The organism is Bacillus sp. JJ1503 (genome assembly GCF_036965125.1).
GTDB lineage: Bacteria > Bacillota > Bacilli > Bacillales > Cytobacillaceae > Cytobacillus.
The window spans coordinates 8,943-23,569 of record NZ_JBALOZ010000083.1 but is presented as its reverse complement, the minus strand read 5'-3'; the positions used below and the strand labels follow the sequence as shown (position 1 = coordinate 23,569).

The window sequence follows — 14,627 nt, the reverse complement described above, 5'->3', positions numbered from 1 at the left end:
ATACTAAGCAATCTTCAGGATTTTATTATTGTAGGCAATTCACAATTCGAGCAATTAAAAAATAGCTTAAATGGTTATGAATCAAACATTCACTTAATCAATGTTGCAAATTGGGAAGAGACCACCAATGTTGTCGAAAAACTAGCTGAAAAGTTTAGGAACTATAATGAAAATTCCCTGCCACTTACTGATATTCGTGTTGAGAACACATCTGAAGAATATTTATTTCAGATATCATCTAGAATTGAAGATTATAATCGTAATAAAAATTCTAATGGCATATTGTTTTTTGTAACAACTATATTAAGTGTTATTTTTTTCTTTGGGTCGTTTATTCTTTTATATTTGAATCTTTTCTCTGATGTTGAGAAGGAAAAGGAGAAGTATAAAAAGCTTGATAATATAGGAATTACTTCAAAGGAAATAAAGAACATCATTTCAAAGGAAATAACAACCTTATTCTTTTTTCCGACCATTGTTGGGACTACTTTAGCTTTCCTTTATATAGTTGCGATGGCAAAGGATATTGGAGGGGTTATGGAGAATCCTGAGGTACTATTGCACTTCCTAATAGTTGCGGGTGTATACCATTTGATACAAATAGGGTTTTATTTATATTCTAGAAAGAAAATGTTTTTTTATCTTACTCAGTAAAGATGAGTGAAAATTATATTTTACCAACCATATCAAAGTGAAATGGACAATGAAGAATAGATACGGACACATAAGACAGTTTGCGATTGTCAAAATTTAGTGTTAATTCAATTTTACAAAGTATAGTGAATAAATTAGTAATTTGCGGAGGTGAGTAAATGTTAAAGAGAAAAATAATATCGGCTTCTATATCAAGTGCTTTATTTGCAATTTTATTAGGATTTATTATGCCAAATCCATTTAATGAGCAAGTTGTTGCAGAACAAAATTATTTTTATTCGGCTATCAATGTTATAAATTTATATTTAATGTATAGCTTTCCTGTTATTCTTATTTATGGAGTGTTGACTTCCATTATAAGTGATAAGGTAGCAGAATTAATGTCAAAAACAAGCGAAACCAAAAATATAGAAATAATTGGCTCTGGAGCGTTACACATTGTTTTCGGACTTGTAGTCTTGCCTTATAGTTTAGGAGCTTCTGCCTTATTTTTTGTTACGGATAGAATACTGCAAAAACAAAGTAAAAAGTTTTATTGGTTACAAGCAATAAAGAGTTTTGTACTTCCATTAACTGTTTGGATTATCTCTTTGAGTATTAGTTGGTTTGAGCATTTTATTAACAATAGCTAAACATTAGAGGGGAAGCCTCCGTAGTAATGGCTTTTCCTATTTTATAACCTTATATCAACATTAAAGTTTAACAGAGCCTTACAAAAAGCCCAATTCCTTGACTTAAAAAGAAAAAAGCATTACCTCTGTTTCAGTAATGCCCCTTTGTTCTATAGCTTCTATTTACAAGATTTAATTTTGCCTGATAATATACTAGGCCCCAACTTTTTGGTATTTGAATTAGAAAGTCTTATCTGTACTTCTACATTTTCCATTTTTGCTGTAATGTCATCAATTCTTCCAGCCCAAGTTGGACCATCTATTTCTGGAGTAGGGTAAAGCCTGAAACGCCAGCTGATTTCATTAGGTATAAAGGCAAATCCTTCATAACTATCGTAATTACCATAGGTAGATGGTTTTGGAAGGTGCACCCCGAGAATACTTATATTCGTTCGTGCAAAACTTTGAGGGATCAACAGCACTTTATAAATCAATGCTGAGCCCTTTGCATTTGTAAGTTTTTTATCAACGGACTCCAGTATCATACTACAAGGCATAGTTATTGCCTTTGGCTGTGAAGGATAAATTACCAAAATCGAGATCATAAGTATGACCAAAACAAACTGCCTCATCACGCACCTCTTAGAATCGTTTTGGTTAATTTACCCTTATTATGGTTGAATTATAGGTTTGGTAAATTCCTCTTTATGGTAATATCATTTCTGAACATTAGATTAAAAAGTTTACGTATCAATCTCCATCTTCTTTTTCTGCCTTGTAAAACCGAAATATCTTGTGCCCTGAAAGGCAAGCTCTCCGGTGTCACCTTCAACAAGCATCCCATATTCAGAACCCTCAACCTCTAATTCAAACCGATCACCGCTTTCAACCTCAAAGGTAACAAAATAATCACTATAAGCCCTATGCTCTCCTCCACCACGAATGGCCGTCCTTTTTGCCACCACTTTCGCGTTGACGTTGAGTTTTGGGGAGTTATTATTTTTATTCCATTGAGAAAATCCTTTAAATATTGTAAATAGGATTGTAGAGATTACGATGACAAAGATAATGCCAACAAAAGTAGGAGCGAAATCAAACATGAAATCCCCACCATGAAGCATCTAATCCCTCCTATACNNATACAAGTTAATTTTTGATTTTCTTTTTCCTTAAATAAACAATGGCAAAAACAATTATAAATAATACAAGTAACATACTACTTTGCTGAAACCATTTGCTGCTCATTAATTCATCTTCTAATTGGACCGTGTATTTAGGCTCTTTCCCTTTTCCAAGCTCTAGCAGATCTTGATTAGCATATTGGATTTCGGCACTTTTTCCGCAGTTAATGACTTTTAGTATGCCGTCATGATCATTTGGATAGAAGAGATACTCCTTTCCCACTTCAAAGTCAAATTGGCAGCTGCTACTCCAATCTGTAGTAACAAATACTTGAGATTCGTCAATGCCCTTCCAAATTTCTGATACTGATATCAAAGCGACATCGTAGGATTTACCGTTGATTTTTTTCTTTTTTACCTGCAGAACCTCTCCTCTAAACACAGCTGCTGCCCTATTCAATGCTTCATTTGCAGTTTTAGGTATATCACAATCACAAGCCAACCCTCTTGATGACGGATAGAAAAGAGTCAATATTATTAATACAGCGGTTACATAAATTATATTTTTTCTTTTTTTACCCAACTACAAAAGCCCCTTTTTTATTAAAGACGCATATAAATATATAATGTTTCACGTTTTATCCAGCGAAGCTGCCTTTTTGACTTTTGTGGTAAATGAAAAGGCAGATCCATTTTTAAAAAATAATAGGTTCAAATCATTTTTCGATTAGAACCTATAAAACACCTATTTATGCCTATATTCNNAATATCGTCAAATGGAGTATAGTTATTGCTTGGCAATTTCCTTTTTCTAGTTATTTTATAAATCGTAAAGGCTAGAGCCAACATTATGATTGCAGAAAAAATATAAGCCATGCAGTCAACTCCTCTCTATAAAATTCCGTGGCATGATGGAAAAAATCTATTTATTCCGCCCATTGTTTTTTTGCAAAATCTCATGATTTAAAAAATGGTCCTCTTGAACTTCTCTGGCTTTTTCACATAGCTTTCAATAATAAATCCACAGTCCGTACAAAGAATGTATTCAATATTTGAGCCTAGGCTCATCTTATTTTCAGGTTGCATAACCGCATACCCAGAGTGCTTTCCTTTCCCCAATTCTTTTCCGCCACATTTTGGACATTCTGTTGCTCTTGCAGAATAATTCATTTGAAATCCTCCCCTTCTCTTAACCATCTAAACCATCTGCCGTGACCATCTGTTTCAGCGATTGTTTCATTACTTTCCATACCATCTATAAAAAAATCTAGATGTAAAAACTTGTCTTGAATATTATTATAAATATGAAAAACATCTCGTTCCTTGCCAATTGCTTGAATCGTTTGAAGAAGTAATTTTCTTACTTCAATTGGCATTTGGTTGGCAACGTGGGTGTGAAAAATACAAACAGTGCTATCACTCGGCATCCTATCAACGTATTCACTTAATAAACCGATTCCATCTCCTTCGACTAATTGGACGGGATTCTTCACCATATAACTCGCTGCTTGTTCAAACATTAACAGTCTTTCTTTGTGTTCCGGCCAGATTAACGATTTCATCCACAATTTCTCTTCCTCATCAATTAAATCAATCGTATTTAAATCCAAACCAATCCTCTTAGAAACTGGAGGTGGAGCTGAAGAAATAAACGGAATATTTTCTCCCACTATCTCTGAAGTAATGTTTAATGTAGAATTTTTATTCCCAAATACTTCATTTGTACCATATGAATAAGAAAACTGATCCCAAAGAAGCTGCAACCCCGCACTAGTTCCGATTTCAATCAGCGCCAGAGGTTTTTCAGTCTTCTCGTAAATCAAATTAAAAACAGGATAAAGATAGGCACATCTTCGCACCTCGTTTGTCTGGACAAGCCTTGTTCGGAGGATAGATGTAATCTCATCTTGATATTGAAGGCAAAAATCTTTAAAGCTATGAAACGCCCCTTCAAAAGGTTTTGGGTTACTCACGATACTAGGATAATACTCTTTTAACTTATGTCTCTTTCCTTTAAGTAAAAGGTAATGAACAGCCCCAAAAAGTAAATTCGGAATCGGTTGACCTTTACTGGCATATGTACATAATTGTAATAATTCATCGTCTTTTGCAATTTTCAGTGATAAATATTCATATAATTTACTAGAATCTTTACACTCATTCGTGGCAAACCTCGTAAAGCTTTGAGATAAGAGTTCTTTATTTAACATTGGTTCCTCCTCCGTTCAAAAATACAAAGGGTTTTAAAATTAAGAAGGAAAGTACTCCATAGGCTCTTTGCAATGAATATATCCATTTTTCCTATAATAATTTATGCTGTCATCACTCGGCCAAACAATGATAAACTCATACTGCTCATTTTTGGCCCATTCATTTATAGTAGTAAGTAGCTGACTGCCAATCCCCTTGTTTCTATAATCACTAACTGTATACACATTAGTCATAAAGGCAAAAGGTCTTGTAATCCTCCCAGGACGAGGCACTTTTTGTATTAATTCAATATAGATGTGAGAAACAACTCTGCCTTCTTCCTCTGCGATCCAAATAAACCACTGCTCACTGTTAATCGCATTTTCTAAAAAATTTCGGCACTCGATTTTAAACTTTTCAAGCTCACTTTCATTAAACTTATTGGAGGGGTTATGTTCAATTGTGAAATCCCATCTCATTCTAATTAATTGATCAATATCTTTTGATTCAGCTAATCTAATCATTAATTTTTCTCCCAGACAATTTTTATGTTTAACTCATTGGCTCTAAACCTATTTCTCTTCCATCCGGCATTTTACCTTCATTTACCCAAGCTTCAACCATTTGATTAAACAAATCTGGCTTTGCCAAAGATACACCATGGCCAATCTTTGATAATATAACTCCTTTACAATTAGGGTTATTTTTCACTAGATCAATGGCCGATATTTTCATCATTACTCTTTCTTTCTCCCCGACAGTCACTAAAATCTTTCCTTTTGCATTTTCAAAATGCTTTGGTATTTGGAATGACATATTCTCTTCCATGATGCTTACAAGCGTTTCTAATTTCATTTGGCGGCTTTCTTGAAAGTATTGTTCAAAGTCGTCTTTGCTAATATAAAGTGTTTTGGCTTGGAGTTTTGAAAACGACCTATTTTTGATTAGCGGATAAAATAGTTTAATAGAGGGATTTATTATTTTTTTCGCAAATGGAATGGGCCTCACGAGTGCACTATTGATAATAGCAAAATCGATCAAATCTGGTTTTAAGCTTAACATTTGAATAGCTATTTGGGCACCTAGTGAAAATCCAAGGATGATTACTTCTTTTTCGTGAGCTTTTTCTTCAATTAATGCAAGTAGTTGATTAGCACTCGATTTTATTGAGAATGGTTCCTCGTGAGTACTTTGGCCATGCCCTGGTAAATCTGGTACGATGCAATGATAGTGAGCAAAGTATTGTATTTGTTGTCTCCACATCCAGCCGCTCACCCCGCCGCCATGTAAAAAAAGCATCAGCGGAGCCTCTTTATCACCATATTCTTTATAATATAAAGTCATTTTTATCACCCGATTGTTTAAGAATCTTTTTCATCTGTGAAAATTTTAAACGCTCCTATTGCCAATACCAACGGGATGATTACCATCGAAAATTTGAGAAAGGGAATATCTAAGATGAAGCTTATTAGAATGATAGGCAATCCAATCATAACAGTCATTGATGCGAATTTAGTATATCGGATAGCTTCATCAGATATCTCTGGTTCTTCTTTATACATCCACCTTTTTCCAAACAACATACTTTCCTCTGGATCCAAATAGGACCAAATAAGCAACCCATAAAAGGGTATCATTAAAATAATTATTAAAATTATTTCAGCCATAGAGTCTCCTCATTTCCCATTTAATCATGGGTTTTCCTGTTACTTTTATACGAATCACGAAGGAAATAGTTCCCACAATTCCCTTAACCTGCCCTATTAAGAAAAATGCGCTCCTGCTAATTCCAGAAACGCACCTGTTTATGTAATTGATTTAACAAATTAGTATAACTAGCAGCTCTATAAACAAAATTAAACAATTAAATGCCTTTTAAAAAAATCCTTCGTGACTTGATGAGTAAGTATTTCAGCCACCTTGTCTTTATCGATGAATTTTAACTCCCTTATTTCACGATCATTTGGATTTAAAGAGTTACGATCGCCTAAAAATTCTACAAGAAACATGATTGTTTCCTGTTTGTCGTATCCGATTTTCATCTTAATTTCATCTGGAAAATGAAAGAATATTTTCTCATCAAATTCTTTTACAACCCTATATTCTTTTGAACCAGTCTCTTCTTCTAATTCACGAAATAGCGTATAGGTTAAATTCCGATCATTCACTTCTACGCCACCCTTTATAAAATCCCATTCCCCTTTTATCATTTGTTTACCTTTATTTGTGTTGATGCTGACTTTATGGACAATTAAAAATTGATTTCTTTGAAAAACAATTGCACCTACAGCTTTTCTAATCATTTTTGCCTCATCTCTTTCTAACTCTCCTACAAAATTCTCTCTCCACTTTTCCCAAGTAATATGGAGAGCACGAGAAAAATATATGAAAATGACAACAGAATCAATTCCAAGAAACCTAAACCAAACAGCATTGAATGATTCTCATCCGCTTGAATACCAGAATCAAACATATATTTTCCAATTAACAAATAGCTGCCAACTGACATTAAGAGAAACAACTTCCCAATCCAATTAAATTTAAATTTTACGATAGTATGAATCAGGACGAAAAAATAAACCGAACCGACAATTAATAAAAATATAAAAATATATAATGGTTCATAAACTGACACGTGATAAACTCCCTCTTTGATTCTTCATTTAATGTTATATAAGTGGAAACTTTGTATGGCCAAATATACGAATATCAAGCAGAGGATAAAGTTCAAAAGCGAAAAACCTCTCTTTTTCAAAATCAAACTTTCAATTCCAGTTAATAACCAGAATCCCGCAAAAATAACTTGCAGTATCCCATTATAGAAAAAATTAACACTGCCATCCTTAAATATGAAAATACTAATAACCAAGATTGGAAATAACAATAGAAATTGTATGATTACAAAAGGCTTTATTCTATTTTTAAATATATTTTTCATAACCCCATCTCCTCCCATAAAAGCCTTACTCTAATATTATCCTAAATTGGATTATAAAAGGGAATAAATTCCCTTACATTTTCTATGCAAAATTACATTATTAACAAACAAATCATGTTATTGTTTATCTCATAACAAACAATTAGTTAATTAATTTACTTATTTACCATTGACGTTAACCAAATTTTATATTAGCATGTTTACTATAAAGCAAACACTTTTATCAATTGTTTAAAATATATCAACATACTGGATGTGATTTTCAAATGGAACTATCTGATTTCTTTTGGAATGCCTCTTTGGAAGAGCTTAAACGAGGATATATTCAAGAAAAGGATTTCTATACATGCTTGCTTTGCGGGGAAAAGATTGAAAAAGGAATTGTTTATTCTCATGAAAATACGCTTTACGAAGCGGAAAGATATATGAGAATTCATATTAAGCGTACTCATCAATCTGTATTTGAATATTTAATCGGAATGGATAAGAAGCTTACCGGTCTTACTGACCATCAAAATGAGCTCCTTCAACTTTTTCATCAGGGAAAAAGTGATAAAGAGGTTCAGCATGAAATGGGTATTGGCAGCACCTCAACCATTAGGCATCACCGGTTTGCATTAAAAGAAAAGGAGCGGCAAGCGAAGGTATTTTTGACAATGATGGAACTGTTAAAAGACAAGGACGAATATGCTCCAACCTTTATTGCCCCTCATAAAACAGCGAAAATGGTTGATGAACGATATGCCATCACTAAAGAAGAACAAGAAAAAATCATAATGAAGTTCTTTACAGAAGGACCGAATCGATGCTTAAAGAAATTCCCGCCAAAGGAAAAACAGCGTCTGATTGTCCTAAGGGAAATTGCAGCACAGATCGAGGATGAGCGAATTTATGATGAAAAGGAATTAAATCAAATTTTAAACGCAATTTATGAGGATCATGTCATGATCAGAAGATATTTAATTGAATATGGATTTTTAGACCGGAAGCCAGATGGCAGCCAATATTGGTTAAAAAAATAATAATGAAAGCGGGATTAAAACATGGACCGAAAAAAAGAATTAAAACAGCAATATAAAGAAATCCCCATTGAAGCAGGTGTATATCAAATCAAAAACATCAAGAATCAAAAAATGTTTGTCAGCAGTACAAGAAATTTTAAAACATTAAATGGGGAAAAATTCATGCTTGAATCAGGCAGCCACACAAACAAAACACTCCAGGAAGAATGGAACCAACTTGGAAAAGAGGCTTTTTCTTTTGAAACCTTGGAGGTGCTTAAAAAGAAAAACGACCCTTATTATAATGAGAAAGAAGCATTAGCTGAACTCGAGGCAAAATGGCTAGAAAAACTTCAGCCGTATGAAGAACAGGGATATAATGTGAGGAAATCTCAATGAATTTAAAAAAGGGGACCGGGCAATCTGTCCCCATATTCATTACGGGAATAATAATGCATAGCACTATTTTTACCCCAATTCCAAAATAAGCATTGTGACTAAAGCACTGCGAACTGGCATTTGGGAAATAAGTAAATGCTCATGACTTGCGTGAGCCCCATCCCCAACTGGCCCCAAACCATCAAGGGTAGGTGCAAACTGTGACGCAAAGCTACCATCACTTCCGCCTCCACTCATTTGCTCCTCTAAATTAAAGGCTAAATAAGATTTGGACAATTCCTTAGCCTTCTGGAACATTTTTTCGATTTCGGCCGTTTTTTCAAGAGGGGGTCGATTGATCCCACCTATAACTTCAATGGATATTCCTTCTTTAGAAGGCTTTAAATTTTGGATTAAGGGAATAATCTTTTCAAACTCTGCTTGATTGGTAACACGCAAATCCAGCTCTGCCTCTGCTTCAGCAGCGATTACATTGGATGCAGTCCCGCCTTTAATGACGCCAACATTTAAGGTAGTCCCTTTATCCAAATCCGATAAGCTATGTAAATGGATGATTTTCCTCGCAAGCTCCTCAATGGCACTAATTCCTTTTTCAGGCTCAATTCCCGAATGTGAGGCCCGCCCCTTTACTTTTATATGAAACATTCCTACGCCTTTTCGTGAAGTCTTTAGTTTTCCAGTAGTTGAACTCGCTGATTCTAACACTAAAACATATTTACTTTTTTTCGCTTCTTCCTCTATTAATGCTTGGGATGTCCCGCTCCCGATCTCCTCATCAGAGGTGACCAGCATCACGAGTTTCGTATTCAAGGAAACTCCCAATTCACGCAGGGCATGCAGGGCAAAGATCCCTTGAATGATTCCCCCTTTCATGTCAAAGGTTCCAGGCCCGTACGCCTTATCCCCATCTATTCGAAATGGCATCGTTTCTAACGTCCCCTTCGGCCAAACCGTATCCATATGGACTAAAATGAGAATTCGCTCCTCCCCTTGTCCATACTCCATCCGAAGATGATTTCCGGCATGAGGATTTTCTATAACGTCTATCTCCTTTCCCACGTATTCGGTAAAAAGTTCACTTACCTTTTCACCAAGCCGGTCCACCATTTCCTTATCATGGGAAGGAGATTCCATCTCAACCAATTCCTTTAAAACACCGAGCATTTCTGATTCTTTTCCTTTTAAAAACTCTACGATTTTTTTCATATGAATACACCTCATTTTCATTCTATGCATAAATCCCCTTCATAAGAAAGTGATTTTGTTTAACTTATCGGACAGGATTTGATGAAATACAGAAAAGCTGTCCAGGATACTCGATTTCTCGGACAGCTTTTAGCGAAATCACGAAAACTTTTCCAGCAAACTCACTTTCTTGGACAGCTTTTAGCGAAATCGCAATAACTTGTCCAGCTAACTCACTTTCTCGGACAGCTTTTAGCGAAATCGCAATAACCTGTCCAGAAACTCACTTAGCCAACATCCTTAATAAAAAGCATATAAAAAAAGCCCCACAAGATGACACACTCACCTTGCAGGGCTCCACATTAATTCTCTTCAATTTCCTTACGGTTTTTCCTAAAAATCTTAGATAATACTTCGTATACGATTGGAACAACAATTAATGTTAATAGCGTGGAGCTGATTAAACCGCCGATAACTGTTATGGCAAGGCCTTTCGAAATCAAGCCGCCTCCGCCTGCACCAAAAGCTAATGGCACCATGGCACCAATCGTTGCGATGGCTGTCATAAGAATCGGACGCAAACGTGTGGCACCAGCCTCAAGCACCGCTTCACGCATAACCATCCCCGTACGTTCCATCCGAATGATTCGGTCCACGAGTACGATTGCGTTCGTTACAACGATTCCGATAAGCATTAAGAGCCCCATCATGACGGATACAGAAATGGTTTCACCCGCAATTAATAATCCAACAAATGAGCCGATAACTGTAAATGGCAATGAGAAAAGAATCGCAAATGGCGCAAGTCCTTCACCGAATGTTACGACTAGAACAAAGTACACAATGGCAATCGCCGCAAGCATAGCTATACCAAGCTGTGTAAATGTTTCTTGCATGTCTGCTGCAACGCCGGCCACATCAACTGTGACCCCTTTAGGCAGATCTAAATTATCAATTGTCTTATCTGCTTCAGCTGTAGCTTTGGAAATATCCTTGCTAGTGATCGTGCCTGAAACACTAGCATAGTATTCGCCCTTACTGCGAGCTAGAGTATTTAATGTTGTGCCTTTCTCAACAGTCACTAGTTCAGAAAGCGGCATTGTCGTACCAAGTGGTGTCGGTACTTGTTTTTCCAAAATATCATCGATCGATTTCGGCTGTGCTGCCTGTTCCTGCTGAACGATGACATTTAATGCGTTTCCTTCTTTTTCAATCGTTGTTAACACATTCTTCGTTTTTTCTGGACTTAACATCATAATAATTTGCCCGGTTGTTAGTCCATACTTTAATAATTCATCCTGTGCCACTTTAAAGGTGTATTCAACGTAAGCATCCTCTGCACTAGAGGAAACATCCTTTAACCCTTCATTTTCCTTTAATGCATCTTCAACTATTTTTACAGATTTGTTGAGTTTATCTAAATCTTCACTGTAAAATGTATAACTAACTTCATTTGAAGCCATGGACATCGAAGAGAAGTTCTGGCTCTTCCATTCGCCTGATTGTCCAATGTCCTTTACATACTTTTCTATATCTTCACGTGCTTCAGGGAAGTTTTTCATTTCCGGATCAAAGATTAGGTACATTAACCCGCCTTTTCCTCCGCCTCCCATCATGGCTGCTTGCTGGTCGCCGCTTTCTGTAACGGATACTTGAACGATATCAATATCATCATGCTCAAGCATTTTCTCTTCAACCACTTTAATATTTTCTAACGTATCTTCCGGCAGTTCTCCTGCACTTGGAGTGTAAGTCAGATACATCACCTTATCCTCTTCACTGCCCATAAAGCTAAAACCAATCAATGGTGTCAACGCCAAACTCCCTGCTAATAAAACAAAGGCAAGAATGGAAGTAATCACCTTATGATTAAGGGTTTTTTCAAGGAATCCTTTGTACCATTTGGATAATCTGCCAGCCTCTTTATGTTTGCTTTCCGTCTTTTCACTATATAACTTCTTCTTAAACAAGAAATGAGATAATGAAGGAACGATTGTAATCGCAACAATTAATGAGGCTGCGAGCGCAAATGACATGGTCAATGCGAATGGCATGAAGAGCTCGCCAACCATCCCGCCAACAAATATAAGTGGTGCAAATACTGCAACGGTTACGATTGTTGAAGACATGATAGGTCTGAACATTTCAATTGTTGATTCACGAATGAGTGCTCGCCCTGTTAGTTTTTCACCTTTTAAATGCAGGCGGCGATAAATATTTTCAACCACAACGATGGAGTCATCGATTACACGGCCAATAGCAACAGTAATCGCCCCAAGCGTCATAATATTTAGGGTAATATCCATCCAATTTAAGATTAACATAGCCATTAAAATCGAAACCGGAATGGATATAATCGAAATAATGGTCGATTTGAAATCTCTTAAGAAAAGGAGAATAATTAATACCGCAATTAAACCGCCAAATAACGCTTTTTCAACCATTGTAGCGACAGAATCTTCAATTGGCTTGCCTTGGTCAAGCGTCACATCGATAACGATTCCATCAATTTTCTTCTTTTCATCTTTAATTAATTTCTTCACACTGTTTACAACATCTACTGTGTTAGCCTGTTGGCTTTTTACAATTTGAATTGCAATCGCATCTTTCCCATTTGTACGGGAAACTGATTGTACTTTACCTACTACTTGAATGGTTGCGATATCGCTAAGCTTTACAAATGGTAAAGGCTGTGAAGCTGATGGCGTTACAGGAATGAGCATTTCCTTTAATTCGTCAACAGTCGTGAACTTGCCGTCTATCGCTATTGCCTGCTCGCCTTCTTCAAATTCATAAAGTCCTAAAGAAACACCGAGATTGCTTGCTTGAATCATTTGCTTGACGGAATCTTCCGTTAAGCCTAGCTCTGCCATTTTTTCCTTATTATAAGTAAGGTCAACTTCTTCTATATGCTGCCCTGTAATCGTAGCAGAGGCAACACCATCGATTTTATCGATTTTTGGGAGTAAAACTTCCTCTACTGTTGACGTTAATTCAACAATGTCCTCTTTCGTGCTGCTTACACTTAGTGCCACAACAGGCATCATGTTCATGCTAATAGCGGTAATGGTCGGCTTTTGAGCCCCTTCAGGCAATTTAACTGCATCTATCGCAGAATCTAATGCCCGCTTCGCCTCATCCATATCAATGCCGTATTCGTATTCCACTTGAATATTAGCTACATTTGAATACGAATTTGAATTAACGGATTTTACGTGCTCCAAGCCCTCTACTGCTTTTTCTAAAGGAATCGACACATCCTTCATCACTTGCTCAGGAGTTGCCCCAGGATATACGTCCATCACCATTAGAAATGGAATGGAGATATCCGGAATCATCTCCATTTTCATACGTGTTCCTGAATAAATTCCCGAAACGGTTATAATAATAGTTAACAGCCAAACTGCTAGTTTATTCTTTAAAACAAAGTTAACTAACCCTTTCACGTCTACACCTGCCCTTAATTGACTAATCAGTCTCATTTCCTTATAATAATGACCGACAAGTCATTTGTCAACGAAAGTCCTAGGAGCGGATGTAAAGAAATGATGAAGAAACAGTTAATTATGGAAAAAGCACTAGAGCTTTTTGCAACTCAAGGATTCGATGCCACAACCGTTCAACAAATCACAGACTATTGCGGTATTTCTAAAGGTGCTTTCTACTTGTCATTCAAATCAAAGGATGAATTGATTTTATCTACTATCGATCATTTTATGATGCAATTCACTTCTGATATTGACCATATAGTCAAAAACTCAGAAGATAACCTTTTATATAACTTTTACTACACAACATTTCACTCTTTTCACAAGCATTCTGATTTTGCAAAAGTTCTTATGAAAGAGCCAGTTCATTCATTGAATAAAGATTTATTTATTAAAATCCGTTATTACGACATGTTAATGGACAAGTCGATATTACTGATGATTGAACGTTTATACGGAAAAACAGTCCAATCAATAAAATATGATTTAATTTTTTGCATTAAAGGCTTTATGCACACTTATTCACAGCTATTTCTATTCTATAGCTCACCACTAGACTTGAATCATCTTTCTCGTTCGCTTGTGGAAAAAACAAATCTGCTGGCAAAACAAATGACTGACCCATTTATTTCGCATGATCTATTTCAAGTTCTTAAGCAGCCGCTGAATGAAGAAATAACGAAGGATCAGTTGATTGAAATGATGGAGGAGAAAATGGCGGATGTTGAAGAGCCGATTGAAAAAGAATCATTAATTCTCTTAAAGGATCAGCTGGTAGATCCGAATTTAAGTCCAGCCATTGTAAAAGGCCTACTCGAAAATATTCGGAATCATCCGGAGTGCAAGTGGATTTCTTATTTGCTGAGGAAGTATTTTGAGTTTTAAAATGATAGGAGCAGAACAGTTTTATCTTTCTGCTCTTTTCTAATTTTTAGTGGAGATATTCACCTTGTACCAAATCAAATCCCAAGACTTTTTTTCCACTCGATTTTCATAGACTTTCAAACGATCCTTTGACTCGGCAAAAAATGGTGTAGGCT

The 14,627-nt window shown here is 35.9% G+C and carries 17 protein-coding genes and 1 pseudogene; 5 read left to right on the top strand and 13 right to left on the bottom strand.

The genetic code is table 11. The annotated features are described in order from the left end of the window. Together V7149_RS07615 and V7149_RS07610 are read left to right on the top strand one after the other, a co-directional pair. The coding region (locus V7149_RS07615) for a hypothetical protein (protein ID WP_335345051.1) at positions 1-654 on the top strand (654 nt) is incomplete at its 5' end. Positions 655-812: 158 nt separating this feature from the next. After that, complete coding sequence (locus tag V7149_RS07610) at positions 813-1,286, top strand: hypothetical protein (protein WP_335345050.1); 474 nt, start codon at positions 813-815, stop codon at positions 1,284-1,286. A gap of 158 nt (positions 1,287-1,444) precedes the next feature. Here the strand turns inward: V7149_RS07610 and V7149_RS07605 are convergent, their stop codons facing one another. The 10 genes from V7149_RS07605 to V7149_RS07560 form a co-directional block, all read right to left on the bottom strand. Next, positions 1,445-1,897 carry a hypothetical protein gene (locus V7149_RS07605; RefSeq protein ID WP_335345049.1) on the bottom strand — a complete coding sequence of 151 codons (453 nt, stop codon included), beginning with the start codon at positions 1,895-1,897 and terminating at the stop codon, positions 1,445-1,447. Between the two features lie 111 nt (positions 1,898-2,008). Beyond that, on the bottom strand, positions 2,009-2,386 hold the full coding sequence (locus tag V7149_RS07600; protein WP_335345048.1) for a DUF2500 domain-containing protein: 378 nt from the start codon (positions 2,384-2,386) through the stop codon (positions 2,009-2,011). A 25-nt stretch (positions 2,387-2,411) separates the two neighbouring features. Further along, positions 2,412-2,969: a hypothetical protein gene (locus tag V7149_RS07595; protein ID WP_335345047.1), complete on the bottom strand. Its 558-nt coding sequence runs from the start codon at positions 2,967-2,969 to the stop codon at positions 2,412-2,414. Between the two features lie 380 nt (positions 2,970-3,349). Continuing rightward, the gene (locus tag V7149_RS07590) at positions 3,350-3,556 is read right to left on the bottom strand and encodes a transcription initiation factor TFIIIB (protein ID WP_335345046.1); all 207 of its coding nucleotides are present in this window, start codon (positions 3,554-3,556) and stop codon (positions 3,350-3,352) included. Further along, positions 3,553-4,596 carry a DUF2332 domain-containing protein gene (locus V7149_RS07585; protein ID WP_335345045.1) on the bottom strand — a complete coding sequence of 348 codons (1,044 nt, stop codon included), beginning with the start codon at positions 4,594-4,596 and terminating at the stop codon, positions 3,553-3,555. The genes V7149_RS07590 and V7149_RS07585 overlap by 4 nt, the downstream gene beginning before the upstream one ends. A 39-nt stretch (positions 4,597-4,635) precedes the next feature. Next, a complete protein-coding gene (locus tag V7149_RS07580) occupies positions 4,636-5,100 on the bottom strand; it encodes a GNAT family N-acetyltransferase (protein ID WP_335345044.1) in 465 nt (154 codons plus the stop codon). 28 nt (positions 5,101-5,128) lie between these two features. Then, positions 5,129-5,920 carry an alpha/beta fold hydrolase gene (locus V7149_RS07575; RefSeq protein ID WP_335345043.1) on the bottom strand — a complete coding sequence of 264 codons (792 nt, stop codon included), beginning with the start codon at positions 5,918-5,920 and terminating at the stop codon, positions 5,129-5,131. 17 nt (positions 5,921-5,937) lie between these two features. After that, a complete protein-coding gene (locus tag V7149_RS07570; RefSeq protein ID WP_335345042.1) occupies positions 5,938-6,243 on the bottom strand; it encodes a hypothetical protein in 306 nt (101 codons plus the stop codon). Between the two features lie 189 nt (positions 6,244-6,432). Further along, positions 6,433-6,879, bottom strand: a complete 447-nt coding sequence (locus V7149_RS07565; RefSeq protein WP_335345041.1) for an NUDIX hydrolase — start codon at positions 6,877-6,879, stop codon at positions 6,433-6,435. 26 nt (positions 6,880-6,905) lie between these two features. After that, positions 6,906-7,211 carry a hypothetical protein gene (locus V7149_RS07560; RefSeq protein ID WP_335345040.1) on the bottom strand — a complete coding sequence of 102 codons (306 nt, stop codon included), beginning with the start codon at positions 7,209-7,211 and terminating at the stop codon, positions 6,906-6,908. Positions 7,212-7,780: 569 nt separating this feature from the next. On the opposite strand from V7149_RS07560, the gene V7149_RS07555 reads away from it, so the two are divergent. Together V7149_RS07555 and V7149_RS07550 are read left to right on the top strand one after the other, a co-directional pair. Next, positions 7,781-8,536, top strand: a complete 756-nt coding sequence (locus tag V7149_RS07555; protein WP_335345039.1) for a DUF2087 domain-containing protein — start codon at positions 7,781-7,783, stop codon at positions 8,534-8,536. A gap of 21 nt (positions 8,537-8,557) precedes the next feature. After that, positions 8,558-8,914 carry a GIY-YIG nuclease family protein gene (locus V7149_RS07550; RefSeq protein WP_335345038.1) on the top strand — a complete coding sequence of 119 codons (357 nt, stop codon included), beginning with the start codon at positions 8,558-8,560 and terminating at the stop codon, positions 8,912-8,914. Between the two features lie 69 nt (positions 8,915-8,983). Here V7149_RS07550 and V7149_RS07545 read toward each other — a convergent pair whose 3' ends face one another. Beyond that, positions 8,984-10,120 (bottom strand): M20 family metallopeptidase, encoded by a 1,137-nt coding sequence (locus V7149_RS07545; RefSeq protein WP_335345037.1) that lies wholly within the window; start codon positions 10,118-10,120, stop codon positions 8,984-8,986. A gap of 341 nt (positions 10,121-10,461) precedes the next feature. Further along, complete coding sequence (locus V7149_RS07540; protein WP_335345036.1) at positions 10,462-13,545, bottom strand: efflux RND transporter permease subunit; 3,084 nt, start codon at positions 13,543-13,545, stop codon at positions 10,462-10,464. Positions 13,546-13,644: 99 nt separating this feature from the next. Here V7149_RS07540 and V7149_RS07535 point away from each other — a divergent pair, with 99 nt between their 5' ends. Then, positions 13,645-14,472, top strand: a complete 828-nt coding sequence (locus V7149_RS07535) for a TetR/AcrR family transcriptional regulator (RefSeq protein ID WP_335345035.1) — start codon at positions 13,645-13,647, stop codon at positions 14,470-14,472. Positions 14,473-14,511: 39 nt separating this feature from the next. Here the strand turns inward: V7149_RS07535 and V7149_RS07530 are convergent. Continuing rightward, positions 14,512-14,627 (bottom strand): annotated as a pseudogene (locus V7149_RS07530) (nucleotidyltransferase family protein); the annotation flags it as partial.